General features: G+C 69.7%; 22 protein-coding genes. 14 read left to right on the top strand and 8 right to left on the bottom strand.

Annotated features, from left to right (window positions below; genetic code table 11):
• Nucleotides 1-903, top strand: coding sequence for a DUF5936 domain-containing protein (locus tag ACIA8D_RS00400; RefSeq protein WP_399227690.1), 903 nt, complete (start codon nucleotides 1-3; stop codon nucleotides 901-903).
• Between the two features lie 6 nt (nucleotides 904-909).
• Here the strand turns inward: ACIA8D_RS00400 and ACIA8D_RS00395 are convergent, their stop codons facing one another.
• Genes ACIA8D_RS00395 through ACIA8D_RS00385 form a run of 3 tightly spaced genes read right to left on the bottom strand, consistent with a single transcriptional unit; the run spans nucleotide 910 to nucleotide 3446 of the window.
• The gene (locus tag ACIA8D_RS00395; protein ID WP_399227689.1) at nucleotides 910-1590 is read right to left on the bottom strand and encodes a hypothetical protein; all 681 of its coding nucleotides are present in this window, start codon (nucleotides 1588-1590) and stop codon (nucleotides 910-912) included.
• Between the two features lie 4 nt (nucleotides 1591-1594).
• Complete coding sequence (locus ACIA8D_RS00390) at nucleotides 1595-1975, bottom strand: hypothetical protein (protein WP_399227688.1); 381 nt, start codon at nucleotides 1973-1975, stop codon at nucleotides 1595-1597.
• Between the two features lie 58 nt (nucleotides 1976-2033).
• Entirely contained in the window at nucleotides 2034-3446 is a 1413-nt protein-coding gene (locus ACIA8D_RS00385) for a zinc ribbon domain-containing protein (RefSeq protein ID WP_399227687.1), read from the bottom strand.
• Between the two features lie 432 nt (nucleotides 3447-3878).
• Here ACIA8D_RS00385 and ACIA8D_RS00380 point away from each other — a divergent pair, with 432 nt between their 5' ends.
• The 5 genes from ACIA8D_RS00380 to ACIA8D_RS00360 all read left to right on the top strand — a co-directional run bounded on the left by ACIA8D_RS00380 (nucleotide 3879) and on the right by ACIA8D_RS00360 (nucleotide 6914).
• Nucleotides 3879-4067, top strand: a complete 189-nt coding sequence (locus ACIA8D_RS00380) for a hypothetical protein (protein ID WP_399228044.1) — start codon at nucleotides 3879-3881, stop codon at nucleotides 4065-4067.
• On the top strand, nucleotides 4064-4675 hold the full coding sequence (locus tag ACIA8D_RS00375; protein WP_399227686.1) for a pilus assembly protein TadG-related protein: 612 nt from the start codon (nucleotides 4064-4066) through the stop codon (nucleotides 4673-4675). Before ACIA8D_RS00380 ends, ACIA8D_RS00375 begins: the two co-directional genes overlap by 4 nt.
• 21 nt (nucleotides 4676-4696) lie before the next feature.
• On the top strand, nucleotides 4697-5284 hold the full coding sequence (locus ACIA8D_RS00370) for a hypothetical protein (protein ID WP_399227685.1): 588 nt from the start codon (nucleotides 4697-4699) through the stop codon (nucleotides 5282-5284).
• 1 nt (nucleotide 5285) lies between these two features.
• A complete protein-coding gene (locus tag ACIA8D_RS00365) occupies nucleotides 5286-5897 on the top strand; it encodes an OmpA family protein (RefSeq protein ID WP_399227684.1) in 612 nt (203 codons plus the stop codon).
• 201 nt (nucleotides 5898-6098) lie between these two features.
• A complete protein-coding gene (locus ACIA8D_RS00360; RefSeq protein WP_399227683.1) occupies nucleotides 6099-6914 on the top strand; it encodes an alpha/beta fold hydrolase in 816 nt (271 codons plus the stop codon).
• Nucleotides 6915-6985: 71 nt separating this feature from the next.
• Here ACIA8D_RS00360 and ACIA8D_RS00355 read toward each other — a convergent pair whose 3' ends face one another.
• A complete protein-coding gene (locus tag ACIA8D_RS00355) occupies nucleotides 6986-7180 on the bottom strand; it encodes a hypothetical protein (protein ID WP_399227682.1) in 195 nt (64 codons plus the stop codon).
• Between the two features lie 109 nt (nucleotides 7181-7289).
• Nucleotides 7290-7595, bottom strand: coding sequence for a winged helix-turn-helix domain-containing protein (locus ACIA8D_RS00350; RefSeq protein ID WP_399227681.1), 306 nt, complete (start codon nucleotides 7593-7595; stop codon nucleotides 7290-7292).
• 204 nt (nucleotides 7596-7799) lie between these two features.
• Between ACIA8D_RS00350 and ACIA8D_RS00345 the strand changes: the two genes are divergently transcribed.
• On the top strand, nucleotides 7800-8039 hold the full coding sequence (locus ACIA8D_RS00345; RefSeq protein ID WP_399227680.1) for a hypothetical protein: 240 nt from the start codon (nucleotides 7800-7802) through the stop codon (nucleotides 8037-8039).
• Nucleotides 8040-8232: 193 nt separating this feature from the next.
• Here the strand turns inward: ACIA8D_RS00345 and ACIA8D_RS00340 are convergent, their stop codons facing one another.
• On the bottom strand, nucleotides 8233-9543 hold the full coding sequence (locus ACIA8D_RS00340; RefSeq protein WP_399227679.1) for a cytochrome P450: 1311 nt from the start codon (nucleotides 9541-9543) through the stop codon (nucleotides 8233-8235).
• Nucleotides 9544-9750: 207 nt separating this feature from the next.
• Between ACIA8D_RS00340 and ACIA8D_RS00335 the strand changes: the two genes are divergently transcribed.
• Both ACIA8D_RS00335 and ACIA8D_RS00330 read left to right on the top strand, forming a co-directional pair.
• Complete coding sequence (locus tag ACIA8D_RS00335; protein ID WP_399227678.1) at nucleotides 9751-10551, top strand: methyltransferase domain-containing protein; 801 nt, start codon at nucleotides 9751-9753, stop codon at nucleotides 10549-10551.
• A 62-nt stretch (nucleotides 10552-10613) separates the two neighbouring features.
• Nucleotides 10614-11306, top strand: a complete 693-nt coding sequence (locus tag ACIA8D_RS00330) for a DUF6882 domain-containing protein (protein ID WP_399227677.1) — start codon at nucleotides 10614-10616, stop codon at nucleotides 11304-11306.
• 21 nt (nucleotides 11307-11327) lie between these two features.
• Here ACIA8D_RS00330 and ACIA8D_RS00325 read toward each other — a convergent pair whose 3' ends face one another.
• Nucleotides 11328-11678 carry an ArsR/SmtB family transcription factor gene (locus ACIA8D_RS00325; RefSeq protein WP_399227676.1) on the bottom strand — a complete coding sequence of 117 codons (351 nt, stop codon included), beginning with the start codon at nucleotides 11676-11678 and terminating at the stop codon, nucleotides 11328-11330.
• 80 nt (nucleotides 11679-11758) lie between these two features.
• Between ACIA8D_RS00325 and ACIA8D_RS00320 the strand changes: the two genes are divergently transcribed.
• Nucleotides 11759-13741: a heavy metal translocating P-type ATPase gene (locus ACIA8D_RS00320; RefSeq protein ID WP_399227675.1), complete on the top strand. Its 1983-nt coding sequence runs from the start codon at nucleotides 11759-11761 to the stop codon at nucleotides 13739-13741.
• 483 nt (nucleotides 13742-14224) lie between these two features.
• Here the strand turns inward: ACIA8D_RS00320 and mgrA are convergent, their stop codons facing one another.
• Nucleotides 14225-15262 carry an L-glyceraldehyde 3-phosphate reductase gene (gene mgrA / locus ACIA8D_RS00315; RefSeq protein WP_399227674.1) on the bottom strand — a complete coding sequence of 346 codons (1038 nt, stop codon included), beginning with the start codon at nucleotides 15260-15262 and terminating at the stop codon, nucleotides 14225-14227.
• Between the two features lie 108 nt (nucleotides 15263-15370).
• On the opposite strand from mgrA, the gene ACIA8D_RS00310 reads away from it, so the two are divergent.
• The 4 genes from ACIA8D_RS00310 (at nucleotide 15371) to ACIA8D_RS00295 (ending at nucleotide 20389) form a co-directional block, all read left to right on the top strand.
• The gene (locus tag ACIA8D_RS00310) at nucleotides 15371-16144 is read left to right on the top strand and encodes an isoprenyl transferase (RefSeq protein WP_399227673.1); all 774 of its coding nucleotides are present in this window, start codon (nucleotides 15371-15373) and stop codon (nucleotides 16142-16144) included.
• 302 nt (nucleotides 16145-16446) lie between these two features.
• A complete protein-coding gene (locus ACIA8D_RS00305) occupies nucleotides 16447-17772 on the top strand; it encodes a PhoH family protein (RefSeq protein WP_399227672.1) in 1326 nt (441 codons plus the stop codon).
• A 399-nt stretch (nucleotides 17773-18171) separates the two neighbouring features.
• Nucleotides 18172-18912 (top strand): lytic transglycosylase domain-containing protein, encoded by a 741-nt coding sequence (locus ACIA8D_RS00300; RefSeq protein ID WP_399227671.1) that lies wholly within the window; start codon nucleotides 18172-18174, stop codon nucleotides 18910-18912.
• A gap of 109 nt (nucleotides 18913-19021) precedes the next feature.
• Entirely contained in the window at nucleotides 19022-20389 is a 1368-nt protein-coding gene (locus tag ACIA8D_RS00295) for an AI-2E family transporter (protein WP_399227670.1), read from the top strand.

Below are 20389 nucleotides of genomic sequence, written 5' to 3'. Positions count from 1 at the left end.
ATGTCGACGACGATGACGGGCGTACTCCTCGCGGCCCTCGCGGGGGCGGCGACCCTGGGGATCTTCCTGGGCATCCGGATGTACCGCGCGGACGCCAAGGTGCCCAGCGACCTCGCCCTGGCCCTGGAGGTGGGCGCCAGCCGGGTCTCCACGACCGGCTCCGCGGTCGACCGCATCGGCATGCGGTTCGCGCCGCTGGTGCTGCGCCTGATGGGGCCGCGCCGCGTGGACGCGAAGCGCCGGAAGATCGACATGGCGGGGAACCCCGGCGGCCTGACGATCGACCGCTACGCGGCGCGGCGGGCGGTGTACGGGGCGTTCGGCCTGGTCATGGGCCTGGTCTTCCTCTCCGCCGACAGCCCCCTCTTCGGCCTCCTGACCCTCGCGTTCGGCGCGCTGGCGGCGGACGCGCTCATCTGGCAGGCGGTACGAGAGCGCAAGGAGGTCATCGACCGCACGCTCCCGGACTTCCTGGACGTCCTCGCGGTGGTGGTCTCGGCCGGCCTCGGCTTCCGGCAGGCGCTCGACCGGGTCTCGGAGAAGTACGAGGGGCCGTGGGCCGACGAACTGCGCATCACCCTGCGCCAGATGGACATGGGCGTCCCACGCCGCCAGGCCTTCGACGAACTCCGCCGCCGCAATGCCTCCGAGCAGGTGGCCCAGTTCGTGTCGGCGCTGCAACAGGGCGAGGAACTCGGCTCCCCGATCGCGGACACCCTCATCCAACTCGCCACGGACATGCGCCGCACGGACGCGCAGAATTCACGCCGCCGGGCGGCGAAGACGATTCCGAAGGCGACGATGGTGACGCTGGTGTTCATGCTGCCGGCGACGATGATCCTGATCGGGACGGGGATGTTCCTGGGTGCGGGCACCAACTTCGGTTCGATCCTGGGACGTTGACCGCCGCTAGTACGCCTTCTGGATCTCAGCTGCGGTGATCTCCCCGTCCGTCACGGTGTACGTCCCCTCGTACCGCTCCGTCGTGCCGTCGGTCAGGGTCGAGGTGATGCGGACGTCGACCTCGTCGAAACCGTCGTCGGTGGCGTCGACCGCGATGCTCCGCGTCGTGCCGAAGCCGGAGACCCACTCGTCGTACGTCTGCTCCGTCGCGATGTTCGAGCCGCCCAGGTCCCAGGCCGCGTCGAAGTCACCGGCGTTGAGGTCGGCGTAGTACGACTCCACGACCGAGGCGGCCGTCTCGGTCTCCTGCGTCTCGGTGGGTTCGGCCGGCGGATCTGGTTCGGGTTCGGTCGGCACGGTCTCGGTGCCGGGGTCCTCGAAGGCGGGCGAGGAGGAGAACGACGTGAGGGTGGAGGGAGCCGGGCCGGTGTCGTCGTCCCTGTTGGCGACGGTGACGCCCACGGCCGTGCCCGCCGCGACGAGCACGGCGAGCAGGGCCACGGGAAGCAGCCGCGGAAGCCTGGTGGGGCCCACCCGGATGTACGCTGAGTCGTCGGCAGGGGTGTCGGCCGGTCGCGGTGCGGGCGCCGACGGCTGACCGGTGTATGCCGTGCCGCACCGCGGGCAGAACGACAGTCTCGCGTCCTCGGTGCCTGCGCCGCAGCGGATGCAGTAGCGGGTGGCCATGCGGCTACAGGTTCCGCACGGCTTCTTCGAGTGTCACGGCCAGCGAGGTGAGCCCGGTGATCCCGGGCACGGCCTCCACCAGCGCCCGCGCCACGCGCCGCAGCTTGCCGGTGCGCGGCTCGTCCGAGGCCAGCTCCTCGCGGGCGTCCTCGGCGAACTCGGCGAGATCCGCCCGGTCGGGATGGTCGGACCCGTGCAGCCCGTCGATCAGCTGCGCGAGCAGCTCACTGATCTCGGCGGGCCCCAACTGCCCCGCAGAACCGCCCTGATCGCCCGCCTCGGTGACCTGGTAGTCGACGCGCGCCCGGTCCCCCGAGGCGACCGCCACGTGGGAGACGGTCGCCTTCGCACCGGCGATCACGCCCTTGTTGATGCGCTCTTCCATGCCCGTTCTCGTCCTTTGTCCGAGGCCGGTCCCGGACCGGCCCACTGTGGGAAGGTGCTCAGTCCGTCTTGGGCCGCGGGATCTTCTTCAGCACGTTCGAGATCCGCGACCGGTCGCCGGAGGCCACCGAGGCGGACTCCACCCGGGCGCCCGCGGACGCGATGATGCCGTTGTTGATGATCGTGTCCTGGCGGCGCCTGAGGTCGCCCGGATCGATGCCGTGGTCCTCCGCGAACTCCACCAGCGCGTCGAGGATCCGCCGCTCGACAGTCTTCAGGACCATGCCGGAGTCGGCCTTCTGGAAGTACCGCTGGTGATCCCGGGACGCCGCGAGCTGCCGCACGCTCTGCCGCGCGCCGTAGTCGAAGGCCTTCAGGCTCACGATCCGCCGGCGCTGCCGCTTGCGCCTGCGCCCCATCCGGAAGTCGGGCGAGAAGCCCATGACCGCCCGGACCGGGGCGGCCAGCAGGACGAACGGCGTGCTGAACACGCTCTGTCCCAGCAGGTTCATGAACTCGCGGAAGGTCGGGCTCGGCATGAGCGAGTCGATGACCCGGTACCGGTCCTGCAGCGGGCACAGCACGGTGGGCACGGCCTCCACGAACAGGTTGGAGTCCGAGCGGACGCAGCGCAGGAAGACCGACGTCACCAACTCGCCGCCCCACCCCGTGGAATGCACCCCCAGATAGACGCGGGCCGTCTCCTCCGGCGCCCGCTTCAGTGCGTCCACCTGCCCGGCGCCCACCCGGGGGACGGGCCGCCCCATCGGTTCGGGCAGGAACCGCTGGTCGTGCAGCAGCGCCGAGCCCTCCACGAACACCCGCTCCTCGACCTCAAGACAGGGCAACGACAGCGCCCCGACCCGCCCGGCCACATACGCGTACAACTCCGCGACATCGAAGTCCCGCGGCGGGACCCCCTCGGTGTCGGGGGTCGTGACGTCGAAGGTCAACGACCACGAGTCGAGTTCCTGCCCGTACCCGGTGAAGGGCGAGAAGCCGCTGTACGCGCTGACGTTCCCGTCCGCGTACCCGTTGATCTCCGCCAGTCGCCGAGCGGCGTCCTCGTTGGGTGCCTCGGGCGCGGCGGCGGGATCGAACCGGTCGGGCCGCAGCCGTTGCAGCCGTTCGCCGTACAGCGTGGACAGCGTGAAGCCGAGAGTCGTCAGCCACGCGAGCAACAGCAGCAGCAGAAACACCACGTTCAGGAAGCTGCCGGTCAGCAGCATGACGACCAGGGCCAGACCCAGGGCCCCCAGCAGCAGATCCCGCGCGTGCCGCCTGGCGTTCGCCGCGTACGCGAACCGGAGCACGACCGGCACGTCACAGCCGGGAGCGGGCGCCGCACCGAGATGCGGCTCGGCCGCGATGTCCCTGATCAGCGCGTCCGCGTACGAGCGGTCGAGGAAGACGGCGGCGCACAAGTACCGCGTCAGATCCGCCCGCCCGCCCCACCGCGGCGCGGCGACCACACGCGAACCCTCTCGCACGACGAGCGAAGCCCCGCACTCACCGCAGTACGCGGCTCCCTCTACCGTGACCGCGGAGCAACCCACGCACGTCTCGATCACCTGACTCATCACACCCCCCGTGTGAGCGTCGTCACTGTGCATATCAAGTGCACCATCGATACGGCACGAAGGGATGTCCGATGCCCCATCAAAGGCCCATCCTTGCAACACCTTCACCTCAACTCCCGTACAGCAAAACGTAGTTGCGGATCCCGCACGACCGCAGCTGTTCGAGAGCCCTGGAAACAAGGCGACAGATTCCGGCCAAGAGCTGCACTTTTGTGCGCGAAAGCGAGTGCGGAGGGTGGCAGTTCGCGTACGTTGCGGATGGTGCTTCGGCTGCGGCAGAGACAGGGAGATCCCGTGATCAAGGACCGGCTGATCGGGGTGTGGGTGACGTGGACATACGCGGTGGGGGAGCGGGTTCGGGGGGCCCGACGGGATTCCGGCGCCGGATTTGTGGAGTATGCGGGGCTGATGATTCTGATCGCGGGGATTTTCGTGGCGATCGACGGCCTGGGGCTCGACGGGATGATTTCCAACGCGATCCTGGGCGCCATCAACAACGTCATCGGTGGTTGAGCCCGGCGCACCTTCGTAGCGATCGGGGCTCGACCCTCCCGATCTACATCTGGCTGACCGCCATCCTGCTCTTTGCCGCGTTCGCCTTCTTCGCATTCGCCCAGGCGGCATCCGCACGGAACGGAGCCCAGTCCGCTGCCGACGGGGCCGCGTTGGCAGCGGCCCAGTCCGAGCGGGACGAGTTGATGCTCGGGTTGGGCGACGCGCTCAACGGTGGTGACGACGACTGGCTGGACTGGCTGGACGGCATGGCGTTCAAGGGCAACGGTGCCGGTGCCGCGGCGGCGCGGTTGGCAGCGGCCAACGACGCCCAGGTCGTCGGTGGCCCGTCCGAGAGGGACGTCGACGGATATCCGGGCTATTGGGTCGAAGTGGAGGCTCTCGACGCAGTCGGCGACACGATCATCCCCGGCACGGAGAACCAGCGGGCGAAGGCGCACGCCACAGCGGTGGTGAAGCCGCGCTGCGATGTCCCCCTGGACGCCGACCCGAAGAAGGCCCTGCAACTCACTTGTGACGGTGAGACGTTCGACTTCGAACCCGACGACTTCGACCTTGACGACCTGCCGGACGCATCGGACCTGTTCGCCGTCCACCTGGCCGACTGACGAGAGAGGGAAGCCGCAGCGATGAACCTTCGGCGTACGACGACCACCCGCCGGGCACTGGCTGCGGCAACGCTTGCGGTCGGGCTGGTCCTGTCCATGACCGCCTGCGGAGGCGACAGCGACAAGGGCGAGGCCAAGGCCGCGAAGTCCTCGGCGCCGGCGCAGCAAGGTAGCGACGAAAAGCCGGATTCCTCGGCCTCCGCCGCGAACAAGACGCTCGCCGAGGTGAAGGGCGACGGATTGACGCTTGCGATCACGTCAGCTGAGCGTGACCAGGGTGGCTTCCTCACTGTTGAGGGCACGGTCACGAACAACACAGGTAAGCCGTGGGCGGTCGTCGACTGGCGTGGCGACGAGCGGGAGTTGGCGTCCAACGGTGGCTCCATGGCCGGTGCGGCGCTCGTTGATCAGGCCGGCAAGAAGAAGTACCTCGTGCTGCGGGACACCCAGGGGCGCTGCTTGTGCACCCGCTTTACGGGCGGTGTACTCAACGGTGCGACGAAGGACTGGTACGCCCAATTCCCGGCCCCACCCGAAGGCACCAGCAAGATCAGCCTCCAGGTCGGTGCCATGCCCCCGGCCTCCATCGACATCACCGAGGGCGATTGACATGCCCCGCCGTAACCTGACTGCAGCGGCGCTCACCGCCCTCCTGTTCACCACGGGCGTGGCCGTCGCCGACGACGAACCCACCGGCGCCCCACCCGGCGCCACCAGCAGCTCGCCGCCCCCCTCCGTGGACGCCAACAGCCCGGGTCTGAAGCTCGCCGACGGTGCGACGCTCGCGCCCGCCAAGGTGCTGGACATCAAGTCGGTCGTGGAGGACCTGTCCGGCGACGAGCGCCGTACGGACACCAACGAGGACGTGACGTTCGCCCTCCAGGCCGAGGTCCTCTTCCCCAAGGACAGCTCCAAGCTGAACCCCGACGGAGACTCCCGGATCAAGGCGATCGCCGACGAGATCGAGAACCAGAAGGCAAGCTCCGTACGCGTCTTCGGTTTCACCGACAATCTCGGTTCGTACGCCCACGGCCTCAAGCTCTCCAAAGCCCGCGCGGAAGCCGTCCACGACGCGCTCACCGCGGCGCTCGGCGCACAGGGCGGCGACATCACGTTCCAGGTGAGGGGCTACAGCGAGGACTACCCGATCGCGGACAACGGCTCGGAACAGGGCCGCAAGAAGAACCGCAGGGTGGAGGTCTCCCTCCCCAAGTCCGACTGAGCTGTGACGTGTGACCACGAAACCTTCGTTGTGGTGTCTCACAGTCGGCTGCATGCCTCCAGCCTGACTGCCCATCAATCGTGTTGGTGCAGTGAGGCTTTGGGTGTGCCTCCGCGTGTCCTTGGCCCCATGACCTGTCAGGTCATGGCGCGGGGGACAGGGGCATCCATAGGGTCGGCTCACCACGACCGAGGAGTTGGAATGTTCTTCGCAACGACTGATGGGTCCCGCTTGGCCTACGAGGACTACGGGCAGGGGCGGCCGATCGTCTTCGTCGCCAGCTGGACGCTGAGCGGCGAGATGTGGGAGTACCAACTGCCCTACTTCGTCGAAAACGGCTACCGCTGCGTCACTGTCGACCGCCGTGGGCACGGCCGCTCGGAGCGGTCCTCGACCGGGTACGACCTGGACACCGGGGCCGACGACCTGGCAGCACTCCTGGAACACCTGGACCTGAGCGATGCCGTGCTGGTCGGACACTCCGCGGGCGGGGCCGAGATCGCCCGCTGCCTGGCTCGGAGCGGCGAACAGCGTGTCGCCGGCGCCGCGTTCGTCTCGGCCGTCCTTCCGTTCCTGAAGGCGACCGCGGACAACCCCGGTGGCGTCCCGGAGGCCGCCCTGCGCGCAACGCTGTCGGCGTTCCGCTCCGACCGGCCTCAGTGGTTCGCCCGACAGGCGCAGATGTGGTTCGCCACCCACCTCAACGACGTCTCCGAGGCCACGGTCCGGCACACGATCGCCCAGTGCCTGGCCACCTCGCCGTGGGCAGGTGCCCGGCTCTTCGAGTCGATCTTCCACACGGACCACCGCGAGGCACTGCGCAGGATCTCCGTTCCCGCTCTGGTGGTCCACGGCGCCGTGGACTCCTCCGCACCGATCGACCTGACCGCCCGCCGCACCGCCGAGCTGATCCCCGGCGCTCGGCTCAAGGAGTACCCCACCGCCGGCCACGGCTTGTACATCACACACAAAGACCAGCTCAACACGGACCTGCTCGAATTCGCCAAGTCCTGCTGAGGGACACCCGACAGCGCTGCGGAGAGCCGGGCCGGCGTGAACCACCTCACCGTGGACGAGCCGTGTGCTTGTCACCGCACCAGTCGCACCAGCAGCGTCGCCACGTCCGCCAGGAACTGCAACCACGGCCGGGCCCGTTCGGCCCGCCGCCCGACGCGTCGTCCCCAACTGCGGGTCAGGCGCGCTTCCCTCCGCTGCTGAGCTCGGTCCCGTACGCGCTGCAAGGACCTGATCCGCGTCGCCCCGATACGTTTGCGTCGCCTCATGAGGTGACGCTAGCGAGTCCGAACTCCCGCTCGTACTGCGGAAGTTCGTCAAACCGGGCGGTGGGTTTCTAGGGGTAACCCAACAAAGCGGGTCCAGGGGCGTCCCCTGTCAGCTGCCGTCCGAATCGTCGCCCTCGGACGTGTCGCTCTCGGGCTCGGGGTAGGCGATGAAGGTTCCTTTGCCGGGGAGCGTGATGACGAGGCCGCGTTCGCGGAGTTCCTTGGTGGCGCGGCGGATGGTCAGGTGCGCGACGCCGTACTCGGCGGCGAGGTCGCGCTCTCCGGGGAGGCGGGCTCCGGGGCGAAGGGTTCCGTCGGTGATCTGCCCGGCGATGTAGTCCGCCAACTGCATGTACACGTAGGCGATCTTGTTGGGGTCGATCGGCTGTCGGTTCCGTCCAGACTCGGGTGCCATTCGAACACTGTACGACGCACCTGACCTGCACCTAAGAGTAGAGCGCCCACATGCGCTATACAGAGCTCATCTCTTGCTCTACCGTGAGACGCGAAAGACCCCGGCGACGGGTGGAGCCGTCCCGGGGCATGGCCAACGCTTCCAAGGAGCGTCAACGTGCTCGACCTTACCCTCCGGGCCCTCGCCCGGGTCCTACGCTTCTGCATGCCCGCCCCCACGGGGCGCCACCGCCTCGCGCCAACCCCCGCGTACGCGTACGTACCACCCCCGCCGCCAATGTTCACGGAGCGGCTGGACGGCGCGGCCTGCGCGCTCGTGCGGCCCTATGTCCTGACGCCGGAGGAGCGCCGGCTTCAGCGTGAGCGCCGCCGCGCGCTCTGCTTGGCGACGTTCGGCATCGACGTGGGGCCGCGCCCCGAGCTCATCCATGGGGGTGCCAGGTGACGACGAAGCCGCGCCGTATGTGCGCCCGCTGTCAACGCACCACGGACGAACCGGTTCTGGTTCATGAGGTGCACGCCCCGACCGGGCCCGGGTTCAACGTCTACGCGTGCCCGGACTGCGCCCCGAGTTACCCGCCCATGGCCGACCCGCTGGACATCCTCGACCGGGCGCACCGGGCCCACCGCGTGGTGAATCAGTCGACGGACACCGGTAGTGACTCCAACCCGTACACGATGGAGAGCTTGCGGAACTCCAGCTCGGAGGACTCCACGGCGAGCTTCAACTCAGGGAAACGCCGCACGAGTTGAGGGAACGCGGCGCGGAGCTCCATCTTCCCGAGTTCCGCGCCGATGCAGCGGTGGATGCCGTAGCCGAAGGCCAGGTGGGAGGAGGCGGGCGGGCGCGAGGGCAGGAAGGCGTCCATGTCGTCGCCCTCCTCGCCGAGCCGGGGATCGCGGTCCGCGGCGCTCAGGGAGACGATGACTATGTCGCCGGCGGAGAGCGTGACCCCGCCGATCTCGGTGTCCTCGCGCGCGAAGCGCGGGAAGGCGGTCTGGACGACGGTGAGGTGGCGCAGCAGTTCGTCGACGAAGGGGGCCGCGACCGTCGCCGGGTCCTCCGCGTCGCGCAGCGCCGTGAAGTGCTCGCGGTCCTTGAGCATGATCATGGTGCCGAGGGCGATCATGCTCGCCGTCGTCTCCAGGCCGCCGGTCAGGACGCCGTCCGCGAGGCCCGTGAGCTCCTCGTCCGTGATGTTCTCGCCGTGCTCGCGGACCAGCATGCCGAGCAGGCCGTCGCCGGGGTCGCGGCGCTGCTCCGCGACGACGCCACGGAGGTAGTCGAGCGACTGGGTGACCGCGCCGAACGAGGCTCCCGCGCCGCCCAGTACGTCGAAGCGGGCGACCGAGAACTGCTGGAACGCGTCGCGCTCCTCGTACGGGACGCCGAGGAGCTCGCAGATGACGAGTGCGGGCACCGGCATCGCGAAGTACTCGACGAAGTCGGCCGTGCCGTCGGGCGATTCCCGGGCCGCCTTCTCCAGCTGCGCCAGCTGCTCCTCGATGATCGCGTGGATGCGCGGCGTCAGCCTGGACAGGCGGCGCATCGTGAACTCGGGCGTCAGGAGGCGGCGCAGCCGCGTGTGGTCCGGCGGATCGCAGAAGCCGAGGCCGCCGGGGTGGTGCTCGGCCTCGGCGCCGCCCACCCCCACCAGGTTGCGGAAGTCGTTGCTGAACGCCTTCGCGTTGCCGAGGACCTCCTTCGCCTCGTCGTATCCGGACACCAGCCATACCGTCATGCCGGGAATCGGCAGTTTGCTCACGGGTTCCCGGTCGCGCAGCACGCCGATCTCGGGAACGGGGTCGACGCCTTCGCGGCGCAGCGGCAGCAGTGCGGCGTCGGGGAGTTTCGACAGTACGGAGAGGTCCAGGCTGCCCCCCTTTTTGCGCAGCCGTGAGAAGTAGAGGCGGGTCAGCCAGGTCGCTATCGCGGAACGTACGGACATGTGCTCGCATTTCTGCGGTGAGGCGGTAGGACGGACGGGCCTGATGGAGGTATGGGGGTTGGGGAATGCCAGTGGGGAACGCCAAGGGTACGTGCGATCCCCCTGTTCTACGGAAGAGGGGCAACCCCCGACCCCACCCGGGGGCTACCCCTAGGGCAGGCGAAATCGAGATGAATCCGGCCCGGCGTGACTGCGATCATGTGCGGCATGACCACTTCCGACAACCTTCGTCCCCCGCACTCGGACCGTCCCGCGGACCGTTCCTTTGACGAGCTCGTCGCCGAGGCGGTCGCCGCGCCCACCGAGGGCTGGGACTTCTCCTGGTTCGACGGGCGGGCGACAGAGGAGCGGCCCTCCTGGGGGTATGCCCGTCTCATGGGGGAGCGGCTCGCCCGCGCGGAATCCGCCCTCGATCTGCACACCGGTGGCGGCGAGGTGCTGAACCTCGCCCCGAAGCTGCCGCCCCTGATGGCCGCGACCGAGGGCTGGCCCCCGAACGTCGAGAAGGCCAACCGCCTCCTGGGTCCCCGCGGAGTGGTCGTCGTCGCCTCGCCCGACGACGCCCCGCTGCCCTTCGCCGCAGCCGCCTTCGAGCTGGTCACCTCCCGCCACCCGGTGAAGGCCTCGTTCGCGGAGCTCGCCCGCGTGCTGCGCCCCGGCGGCACGTACTTCGCCCAACACGTGGGTCCTGCAAGCGCGTTCGAGCTGGTCGAGTACTTCCTGGGGCCGCAGCCGGAGGCCAGGCGCGGCCGGGATCCGCAGGCAGAGGCTCAGCAGGCGCGGGACGCGGGCCTGGAGATCGTCGATCTGCGCGCCGAGCGGCTGCGCATGGAGTTTCACGACATCGGCGCCGTTGTCCACTTTCTGCGCAAGGTTGTGTGGATGGTGCCCGGATTCACCGTTGACGCGTACGAGTCCCAACTCCGCGCCCTGGACGAGCAGATCAGGAAGGACGGACCGTTCGTGGCCCACAGCACCCGGCATCTCATCGAGGCCCGCAAGCCGTAGCGGGGCTTCGGTCACCTCCGTAAATCTGGCCTCTACAGCGGTCTCGCGTAAGGTCCCGCCCCATGAGCCACACGCAATTCAGCCAAGCTTTCCTGTACGAGACCGAGCGGCACGCGGCGTGGGGTGGCGCTCAGCTCGAAGCTCTCATGGGGTTCCTGCCCGAAGGGGCGTCGTGGACGGCCGATCTGCCGACGTGCCGGTACCGGCAGGGTCATGTGGACCTGCGCGTCGGTGTCCTCGGCACGTACGACGCGGCCCAGCGGTCCTGGATGTGGGGCTGGGCCAACCCCGAACTGCGCGGCACGCCGATCGCGGCGCTCTCCGAGCAGGTGGGGCGTTTCGGCCAGAGCCAGGGGATAGCCGAGTTCACGACCCAGGTGCTCGACCTGTCCGGCTTCCCCGACCCCCGCCGGGCCGCCGAGACCCTCGCCTTCGCGGGGATGGGCGTGACGGGCGCCCCCGGCTACATAGGCGTGCCCGCGAACCCCGAGACCCAGGTCTACTTCCTGCCCGAGGACCCGCAGGTGCCGCGCGCGGCCCTCGACCCGGTCACGCTGCCGCGCACCCTCGTACAGGCCGAAGGGCTGCTCGGCGTCGACGCCAAGCGCCTGGTCACGGGCTTCTTCGACCACCACGGGGTGGCCTACCGGGACAACGGCGGGCAGATCGCCGCGGAGCTGCCCGGCTCCGTCCCGGCCGAGATCGGCTTCGACGAGGCGGGCCGCATCGCGGGCATCCGCCTCGCGTTGCACTGAAGGCGGCCGGGCCGCAGAAAACTACGCCTCGTCGCGCAGTCCGAGGCGCAGGTGCTCCACATGGAAGAGTGCCTGGTCGAGCAGCTGCGCGACGTGGTCGTCATACAGCGCGTAGACGATCGAGCGCCCCTTGCGCTCACTGCTGACCAGACCCAGATTGCGCAGCAGCCGCAGCTGGTGCGAGCACGCGGACTGTTCGAGGCCGGCCGCCTCCGCCAGGTCGCCGACCGCGCACGGCCCCTCCTGCAATCGGGCCAGGATGCGCAGCCGCGACGGGGTCGCGAGGGCCTGGAGCGTCGCCGCGACATCGGCCGCGCCCACGGCGTCGAGCCGCTCGCGCGTGCTGCTCTTGTGATCGATTCCATGGCCCATGGGTTCATCGTATCCAGGCGTAGGCCGCCTTCCATGGCATGCATGAAGAGGTCTTCATGTGTTCCTGTATCGTGAGGCCCATGCCTGCACCCGTGTCCGCCTCCGCCCCGCCCGAGGCCGCCGCGCCCGCCCCCGCCGCTCCGCGCGCCGCCCGCGGCGCCCGCACTCCCGTCCTGGCCCTCCCGGAGGCCCGCTGGGCGGCGGCCGCGACCGTCGCCTTCCTCCTCGCCCTCCCGCTCCAACTCCTCGACGCCGCACCCTGGTTGTGGGGCCCGCTGTACGCCGTCGCCTACGTGGCCGGCGGCTGGGAGCCCGGACTCGAAGGGCTCAGGGCGCTGCGCGAGAAGACCCTCGACGTCGACCTCCTGATGGTCGTGGCCGCGCTCGGCGCCGCCGCGATCGGGCAGGTCATGGACGGCGCCCTGCTCGTCGTGATCTTCGCGACCTCCGGGGCCCTGGAGGCGCTCGCCACCGCCCGCACCGAGGACAGCGTGCGCGGACTGCTCGACCTGGCCCCCGTGACCGCCACCCGGCTCACCGCCGACGGGGCGCAGGAGACCGTCCCGACCTCCGAACTCGCCGTCGGCGACGTCCTGTTGATCCGCCCCGGCGAACGCGTCGGCGCGGACGCCCGCGTCGTCGACGGTGCCGGCGACGTCGACCAGGCCACCATCACCGGCGAACCCCTCCCCGTGCCCAAGACCGTCGGCGACGAGGTGTTCGCCGGCACCCTCAACGGCACCGGCGCGCTTCGCGTCCGCGTCGCCCGCGCCCCCTCCGACACGGTCATCGCCCGCATCGTCGCCCTGGTCGAGGAGGCCACCCGCACCAAGGCGCCCACCCAGCTGTTCATCGAGCGCGTCGAGCAGGGCTACGCGCTCGGCATGGTCGCCGCGACCCTGGCGGTCTTCCTGGTCCCGCTCGCCCTCGGCGACGCCCTCACGGACGCGCTGCTGCGGGCCATGACGTTCATGATCGTGGCCTCGCCGTGCGCCGTGGTGCTCGCGACGATGCCGCCGTTGCTGTCGGCGATCGCGAACGCGGGCCGCCACGGCGTGCTCATCAAGTCGGCCGTGGTGATGGAGCGCATCGGCCGCACCGACACGGTCGCCTTCGACAAGACGGGCACGCTGACGGAAGGCGTCCCCCAGGTGACGGAGATCCGCCCCGAAGCCCCGTACACAGAGCACGAGTTGCTCACTCTCGCGGCTTCGGTGGAGCAGCACAGCGAACACCCGGTGGGCCGCGCGATCGTAGCGGCGGCAAGGGGCCGGGGCCTTGCCCCGCACCCCGTAGAGGCCTTCGAGTCGCTACCGGGCAGGGGTGTTTCGGCATTTAGGGGCGCGGGGAACTGCGCACCGATCCCCGGCTCCGCCGAACCCGCGAACGGCCCCCTCAAAATCGCCGCGGGCTCCCCGCACCACCTCGGCGTCGACGCCACCACCACCCCCGGCACCGAGGTGGCGATCACCGTCAACGACACCCTGGCCGGCCGCCTCACCCTGACCGACACCCTCCGCCCCACCGCGCCGGAGGCCGTCCGCGCGCTGGCCGCCCGCACGGGCACGGCGCCGATCCTCCTCACCGGCGACCACGAACACGCCGCGGCCGCCGTGGCGCAGCAGGTCGACATCGCCCCCGGCGACGTACGGGCCGGTCTGCTGCCCGACGAGAAGGCGCACGCCGTCCGCGAACTGGCGGACGCCGGCCGCACCGTCCTCCTGGTCGGCGACGGGGTCAACGACGCCCCCGCGCTCGCCGCCGCGCACACCGGCGTCGCCATGGGCCGCGGAGGTTCCGACCTCGCCCTCGAAACCGCGGACGCGGTCCTCGTGCGGGACGAACTGGGCGCCCTGGAGCGCACGGTGGCCCTGTCCCGGCGTGCGCGCAGGCTGGTCGTCCAGAACTTCGTGATCGCCGGGGTGTTCATCGCCGGACTGGTGATCTGGGACCTCGCGGGACACCTGCCGCTGCCGCTCGGCGTCGCGGGGCACGAGGGCTCGACCGTCCTGGTCGGCCTCAACGGCCTGCGCCTGCTGCGCGGGCGCGCCTGGACGCGCTGAGCGGTCGATCCGGATCGTTATCGATACGCGATCGAATGCGGCTTAAGAATCACGTAAGTTCAGACCAACGGCAATTCGCGTGAGCAAAGCTGCGCGTCGGTACCGCGCGGTGGAGGGGGCCGCGCGGTGCCCCGGCCGTCATCGCGCCATTCATCCGTGGCAGGGCCCGGCGGGCCGACCGGGTGTCAACCCCGTGCGTGACACGGGAGAGGGACGCCGCGCCGGGGGTGCCGGCCCCGCGAAATCCGCCCGCGCACCCCGTCGAACCTGCTGAGGGGCGGCTTGAAACCCCCTTCCGGGTGTCGCCGGGCGACTCCGGAGCGTAGTTGTGGCACGCCGATGCGAGCGGCTGCACTTACGAAGGGTTATGGTGGAAACCCCCCCTCGGGCCGGTCCGTATCCCCCCCCACGGACCGGCCCGTTTTCTGTCCCGGGGTCGGCCCCCGGACCCTCCGGGCGAATGCCCGCTCCCGGCAAGGGAGTTCAGCGCCGGCCGTTCCAGATGTTGGTGCCCGCCGTGGAGACGGCGAACGAGTCGATTTCGGTCAGCTCCTCGTCGGTCAGCTTCGGCCCCTCGAGCGCCGCCAGGTTCTCCTCCAGCTGCTTGACGCTGGAGGCCCCGATCAGTGCCGACGTCATCCGCTCGTCCCGCAGCACCCAGCTCAGCGCCATCTGCGCGAGCGACTGGCCCCGGCGCTGCGCGATGTCGTTCAGCCCGTTCAGTCGGCGCACCACGTCGTCGCTCAGCAGGTTCGGGTCGAGCGACTTGCCCTGCGTCGCCCGCGAGCCCTCCGGGATCTCCTTCAGGTACTTGCCGGTCAACAGGCCCTGCGCGAGCGGCGCGAAGGAGATGCAGCCCATCCCGGCCGCCTCCAGCGTGTCCAGCAGGTTGTCGTCCTCGGTCCAGCGGTTGAGCATCGAGTACGAGGGCTGGTGGATGATCGCCGGCACGCCCATCTCCCGCAGCAGGCGCGCGGCTTCGGCCGTCTGCTCACTGCTGTACGAGGAGACGCCCACGTACAGCGCCTTGCCCTGCTGGACGGCGGAGGCCAGCGCGCCCATCGTCTCTTCCAGCGGGGTGTCCGGGTCGAAGCGGTGCGAGTAGAAGATGTCGACGTAGTCGAGGTCCATCCGCTTCAGCGACGCGTCGAGCGACGACATCAGGTACTTGCGGCTGCCCCACTCCCCGTACGGGCCGGGGTGCATGCGATAGCCCGCCTTGGTCGAGACGACCAGCTCGTCCCGGTACGGCGCGAAGTCCTGGGCGAAGATCTTGCCGAAGTTCAGCTCCGCGCTGCCGGGCGGCGGCCCGTAGTTGTTCGCGAGGTCGAAGTGTGTGACGCCCAGGTCGAAGGCGCGGCGCAGGATCGAGCGCTGGCCGGCGAGTGTGCGGTCGTCACCGAAGTTGTGCCACAGTCCGAGGGAGACGGCGGGGAGCTTGAGCCCGCTGCGGCCCGTGCGCCGGTACTCCATGGAACCGTACCGACCCGCCGAGGCGACATAAGGAGAGGTGTCGTTCATGGATACGAAGCTACGTCAGGCCACCGACACCCCGTAGCCGGCACCTGGCTACGCCCGAGTAGGCTTCCGCCTTCGGGGACTTCCATCTGCACGGAGGGCAAAAAGACCGTGAACCTGCGCGACAGGCTGCGCGGCCTGCTGGTCAGGCTGTACGCACGCCGGGTGGAAGGCCACCTGGACCACGCCCAGGTGCCCAAGCACATCGGCGTCATCATGGATGGCAACCGCCGCTGGGCCAAGGCCGCCGGATCCACCACCGCCCAGGGCCACCAGGCGGGCGCGGCCAAGATCGAGGAGTTCCTCGGCTGGTGCAGCGAGACGGATGTCGAGGTCGTCACACTCTGGCTGCTGTCGACGGACAATTTCGACCGTCCCCAGGAGGAGCTGGTCCCGCTCCTCGGCATCATCGAGGACACCGTGCGCACGCTCGCCGAGGACGGCCGCTGGCGCGTGCAGCACGTGGGCAACACCGACATCCTCCCGTCGGGCATGCAGGCCGTGCTCAAGGAGGCCGAGGAGTCCACCGCCGGGCGCGACGGAATAGTGGTCAACGTCGCGATCGGCTACGGCGGCCGCCAGGAGATCGCCGACGCCGTCCGCTCGATGCTGCTCGACGCCTCCGACCAGGGGAGCTCCCTGGAGGACGTCGCCGAGACGGTCACCGTCGACGCCATCGGCAAGCACCTGTACACCAAGGAGCAGCCCGACCCCGATCTGGTCATCCGCACCAGCGGCGAGCAGCGCCTGTCCGGCTTCATGCTCTGGCAGACGGCCCACTCCGAGTACTACTTCTGTGATGTCTTCTGGCCGGCCTTCCGCAAGGTCGACTTCCTGCGCGCGATGCGCGACTACGCCGTGCGCCACCGGCGGTTCGGCGGCTGACCTCCGGTCACCGAGGGACGTACGTCATCGGGAGTTAACACACGCGCCGCCATGTGCTTTTGCATGGCGGCGCTTGTTCGAGGGAATAAGCCTTCCAAGTCGGTGCCCGCACCAAGGACACCGCATCTCAGCGGACGGCACGGGCCGTCCGCCCGGGAGGCCCTTTGCACCAGGACGACCGTACGCAGGTGGGTACGGAAGACGACTTGGAGGGCCGGCTCTCGGCCCGCGCATCGCGGCCGATGAACCGGCCCCGAAAAATCCGTCGCTCCCCGACCTCATCCGAGGGGGTACGTCCTTCCGTGGTGACCAGCAACAAGCGCCTTCCCAAGCCCGACCGGCGCACCTATGTTCTCGACACCAGCGTCCTGCTGGCCGATCCGAACTCCATGACCCGATTCGACGAACACGAAGTGGTCCTTCCTGTCGTCGTGGTCACGGAACTGGAGGCCAAGCGGAATCATCCGGAGCTGGGTTACTTCGCCAGGCAGGCACTGCGCCTGCTCGACGACTACCGGATCCGCCACGGACGCCTGGACGCGCCGATTCCGACCGGCGAACTGGGCGGCACCCTGCGCGTCGAGCTCAACCACTCCGATCCCAGCGTGCTGCCCTCGGGCTACCGCCTGGGCGACAACGACAGCCGCATCCTGGCGGTCGCCCGCAATCTGCAGGCCGAGGGGTACGACGTCACCGTCGTCTCGAAGGACCTGCCGCTGCGGATCAAGGCGTCCTCCGTGGGTCTCCTCGCCGAGGAGTACCGCGCCGAACTCGCCATCACGGACTCCGGCTGGACCGGCATGTCCGAACTGACGCTGCCCGCCGAGCAGGTCGACCTCCTCTTCGAAGAGGACACCCTCTACGTTCCGGAGGCCGCCGACCTGCCCGTGCACACGGGTCTGACGATCCAGTCCGAGCGCGGCAAGGCGCTCGGCCGCGTCACGCCCGAGGGCAACGTCCGTCTGGTGCGCGGCGACCGGGAGGCCTTCGGCCTCAAGGGGCGCAGCGCCGAGCAGCGGATCGCCCTCGATCTGCTGCTCGACCCGGACGTCGGGATCATCTCGATGGGCGGCCGGGCCGGCACCGGCAAGTCCGCGCTCGCGCTCTGCGCGGGCCTGGAGGCGGTCCTGGAGCGGCGCCAGCACCAGAAGGTGATGGTCTTCCGTCCCCTGTACGCGGTCGGCGGTCAGGAGCTCGGCTATCTGCCGGGCAGCGAGGCCGAGAAGATGGGCCCGTGGGCGCAGGCGGTCTTCGACACGCTGTCCGCCGTCACCTCGCGCGAAGTGATCGAAGAGGTCACCGCGCGCGGGATGCTGGAGGTCCTGCCGCTCACCCACATCAGGGGCCGCTCGCTGCACGACGCGTTCGTGATCGTGGACGAGGCGCAGTCCCTGGAGCGGAACGTCCTTTTGACGGTCCTTTCACGCATTGGGGCGAATTCGCGTGTCGTCCTCACCCATGACGTCGCGCAGCGCGACAACCTCCGGGTCGGCCGGTACGACGGGGTGGTCGCGGTCGTCGAGAAGCTGAAGGGACATCCGCTCTTCGCGCACGTCACGCTCACCCGATCGGAAAGGTCGCAGATCGCGGCCCTGGTGACCGAAATGCTGGAGGACGGTCAGATTTAGCCCGTACAGGGGTTGTTCGTCCACTTTGGCGCCGTTCGGCAAGGCGGGAGAGCCTAGCCGGGCGGCGCCGCGGCGTGTGCTCGTTTCCGGAAAACCCCGGGGGCAAACGGCCTGTGACCTTTCACACGCCACAGGGAATTGCCTTGCCATGCTCCGATACGGCAGAGTCACGGTCCTGTCAGGCCCCGCATACGACACTTGCGTGCCCCCAGCGGTACGAAACCACCGCAGCACCAGCTGCATCTGAACTTCATAGAGGCCGTCGTATGCCGCCCGAGCACCACGCGGCGCTCCCGTCACGGGAGTTGTCCACCGGGCCCGTGTCTCCCGTGACCCCGCAGTTGGGAGACCAGTGCCAGGGGCACGATTGCGTCCGCGACGGTCACGCTCAAGCGGGCGATGCTGGAAGGAAACCGTGTGAGCCGGATTTCGGTCCGGGGATTCGCAGTGGCCTCGGCCACCGCGGTCACCACCGTCGGCGCCGTTGTTGGTGTTGCCTCGGGCAGCACCGGTCAGCCCACCCAAGCGGCTGAGGCAACGGCGAGCGACGCGACTCTCCTCGCTGACATCCCTGCTGGACAGCAGGCGCAGGTGCAGACCTCGTCGCTGAAGCAGCAGGCGCAGACCCAGGCCATCGCGGCCGACACGGCTGCGCAGAAGTCCGCCGAGGAGTCCGCCCGGAAGCAGGCAGCCGAGGACGCGGTCGCCAAGCAGCAGGCCGCACAGGACGCCAAGGAGGCCAAGGAGAAGGCCGAGAAGGAGGCCAAGGAGCGGGAGGCAGCCAAGAAGGCGGCCGCCAGCCGCTCGGCCACCCGCGACGCCTCCGACTTCGCCACCCAGGGTTCGTACAGCGTCGCCCAGGTCCAGTCGATGGCCCGTCAGATGGTGCCGTCCGGACAGTTCCAGTGCTTCAGCAACATCGTGGACCACGAGTCCAGCTGGAACTACAAGGCCACCAACGCCTCGTCCGGCGCCTACGGTCTCTTCCAGGCCCTGCCCGGCACGAAGATGTCGTCGGCCGGTGCGGACTGGCAGACGAACCCGGCCACGCAGATAAAGTGGGGCCTCGGCTACATGAACGACCGCTACGGCAGCCCCTGCGAGGCCTGGTCGTTCTGGCAGGCCAACAACTGGTACTGAGCGACCAGTAGTTCGCAACCTCACGAAGCCCCTCACCGTCCTCACGGTGAGGGGCTTCGGCGTTTCCACGCGATACGGTCGGTGCCACAGGCTCCAAAGAGGACGGATGATGTCGCGAGTTCCAGGGTGGCTCGGCCGAGTAGGCGCGGGAATCAGCAAGGTGGGCGAGCGCCTGGACGCGCGCCGCGCGGAGGCCGAGCGCGCCGAGGAGGCCGAGCTGCCGCCCCGGCCGACGCGCGCCCCGGACAAGATCCCTGACCCGGAGTCGGATCCGCCGGGCGCGGCCGGACCACCGGCGGCGCACGACACGGACCAGGTGCCCGCCCCGCCCGCGTACGCGCCGGCCGTGGCCCCGCGGCCCGAGCCGGTCGTCGCCGTGCCGTGGGGCCTGCGGGTGGCGGCGGAGGCGGGTTGGCGGTTCCTGGTGCTCGCCGGGACGCTCTGGGTGCTGATGAAGGTCATCAGCTCGGTGCAGCTGGTGATCTTCGCGTTCGTCGCGGCGCTGCTCATCACCGCGCTGCTCCAGCCGACGGTGGCGCGGCTCATGCGCCGCGGCGTGCCGCGCGGCCTCGCCACGGCCCTGACCGCGATCCTCGGCTTCGTCATCATGGGGCTCGTCGGCTGGTTCGTGGTCTGGCAGGTCCAGGAGAACATCGACCAGCTCTCCGAACAGGTCCAGGACGGCATCGACGACCTGCGCCGCTGGCTGCTCAACAGCCCGTTCCACGTGACCGACGGTCAGATCAACGATATCGCCAAGTCGTTGCGCGACGCCGTCGGCGCGAACACGGACGAGATCACGTCCGCGGGCCTGGAGGGCGTCACCGTCATCGTCGAGGCGCTGACGGGCGTACTCCTGACGATGTTCTCGACGCTGTTCCTGCTCTACGACGGCCGGCGGATCTGGCAGTGGACCCTGGGGCTCGTCCCGGCGCAGGCCCGTCCCGGTATCGCGGGCGCGGGCCCGCGGGCGTGGCGCACGCTGACGGCCTACGTGCGCGGAACGGTGATAGTGGCCCTGATCGACGCCATCTTCATCGGCCTCGGCATCTTCTTCCTGGGCGTGCCGATGGCGGTGCCGCTCGCCGTCTTCATCTTCCTGTTCGCGTTCATCCCGCTGGTGGGCGCCGTCGTCTCGGGCGCGCTCGCCGTGGTCGTCGCGCTGGTGACACAGGGGGTGTTCGCCGCCGTGATGACGCTGGGCGTGGTGCTCGCGGTGCAGCAGATCGAGGGCCACATCCTGCAGCCGTTCATCCTGGGCCGCGCGGTACGGGTGCATCCCCTGGCCGTCGTCCTGGCGGTCGCCGCGGGCGGCATGGTGTCCGGGATCGGGGGAGCGGTGGTGGCGGTGCCACTTGTCGCGGTCACGAACACGGTGGTCGTCTACTTGCGGGCGTGGTCCCGCGAGGCCCACTTGGGCGATGCGCCGGAACCACGGGGGGCGACGGCGGTCGATTCGAGCCCCGCCGGCAAATAA

Origin of the sequence: Streptomyces sp. NPDC051684 (assembly GCF_044453445.1) — a bacterium.
GTDB lineage: Bacteria > Actinomycetota > Actinomycetes > Streptomycetales > Streptomycetaceae > Streptomyces.
This window is presented reverse-complemented; position numbering and strand designations above follow the sequence as displayed.

Coding starts and splice junctions, on each gene's coding strand:
- ACIA8D_RS00400 (WP_399227690.1), top strand. CDS start 1: ATGTCGACGACGATGACGGGCGTACTCCTCGCGGCCCTCGCGGGGGCG.
- ACIA8D_RS00395 (WP_399227689.1), bottom strand. CDS start 1,590: ATGGCCACCCGCTACTGCATCCGCTGCGGCGCAGGCACCGAGGACGCG.
- ACIA8D_RS00390 (WP_399227688.1), bottom strand. CDS start 1,975: ATGGAAGAGCGCATCAACAAGGGCGTGATCGCCGGTGCGAAGGCGACC.
- ACIA8D_RS00370 (WP_399227685.1), top strand. CDS start 4,697: ATGAACCTTCGGCGTACGACGACCACCCGCCGGGCACTGGCTGCGGCA.
- ACIA8D_RS00365 (WP_399227684.1), top strand. CDS start 5,286: ATGCCCCGCCGTAACCTGACTGCAGCGGCGCTCACCGCCCTCCTGTTC.
- ACIA8D_RS00360 (WP_399227683.1), top strand. CDS start 6,099: ATGTTCTTCGCAACGACTGATGGGTCCCGCTTGGCCTACGAGGACTAC.
- ACIA8D_RS00355 (WP_399227682.1), bottom strand. CDS start 7,180: ATGAGGCGACGCAAACGTATCGGGGCGACGCGGATCAGGTCCTTGCAG.
- ACIA8D_RS00350 (WP_399227681.1), bottom strand. CDS start 7,595: ATGGCACCCGAGTCTGGACGGAACCGACAGCCGATCGACCCCAACAAG.
- ACIA8D_RS00345 (WP_399227680.1), top strand. CDS start 7,800: ATGCCCGCCCCCACGGGGCGCCACCGCCTCGCGCCAACCCCCGCGTAC.
- ACIA8D_RS00340 (WP_399227679.1), bottom strand. CDS start 9,543: ATGTCCGTACGTTCCGCGATAGCGACCTGGCTGACCCGCCTCTACTTC.
- ACIA8D_RS00335 (WP_399227678.1), top strand. CDS start 9,751: ATGACCACTTCCGACAACCTTCGTCCCCCGCACTCGGACCGTCCCGCG.
- ACIA8D_RS00330 (WP_399227677.1), top strand. CDS start 10,614: ATGAGCCACACGCAATTCAGCCAAGCTTTCCTGTACGAGACCGAGCGG.
- ACIA8D_RS00325 (WP_399227676.1), bottom strand. CDS start 11,678: ATGGGCCATGGAATCGATCACAAGAGCAGCACGCGCGAGCGGCTCGAC.
- ACIA8D_RS00320 (WP_399227675.1), top strand. CDS start 11,759: ATGCCTGCACCCGTGTCCGCCTCCGCCCCGCCCGAGGCCGCCGCGCCC.
- mgrA (WP_399227674.1), bottom strand. CDS start 15,262: ATGAACGACACCTCTCCTTATGTCGCCTCGGCGGGTCGGTACGGTTCC.
- ACIA8D_RS00300 (WP_399227671.1), top strand. CDS start 18,172: ATGCTGGAAGGAAACCGTGTGAGCCGGATTTCGGTCCGGGGATTCGCA.
- ACIA8D_RS00295 (WP_399227670.1), top strand. CDS start 19,022: ATGTCGCGAGTTCCAGGGTGGCTCGGCCGAGTAGGCGCGGGAATCAGC.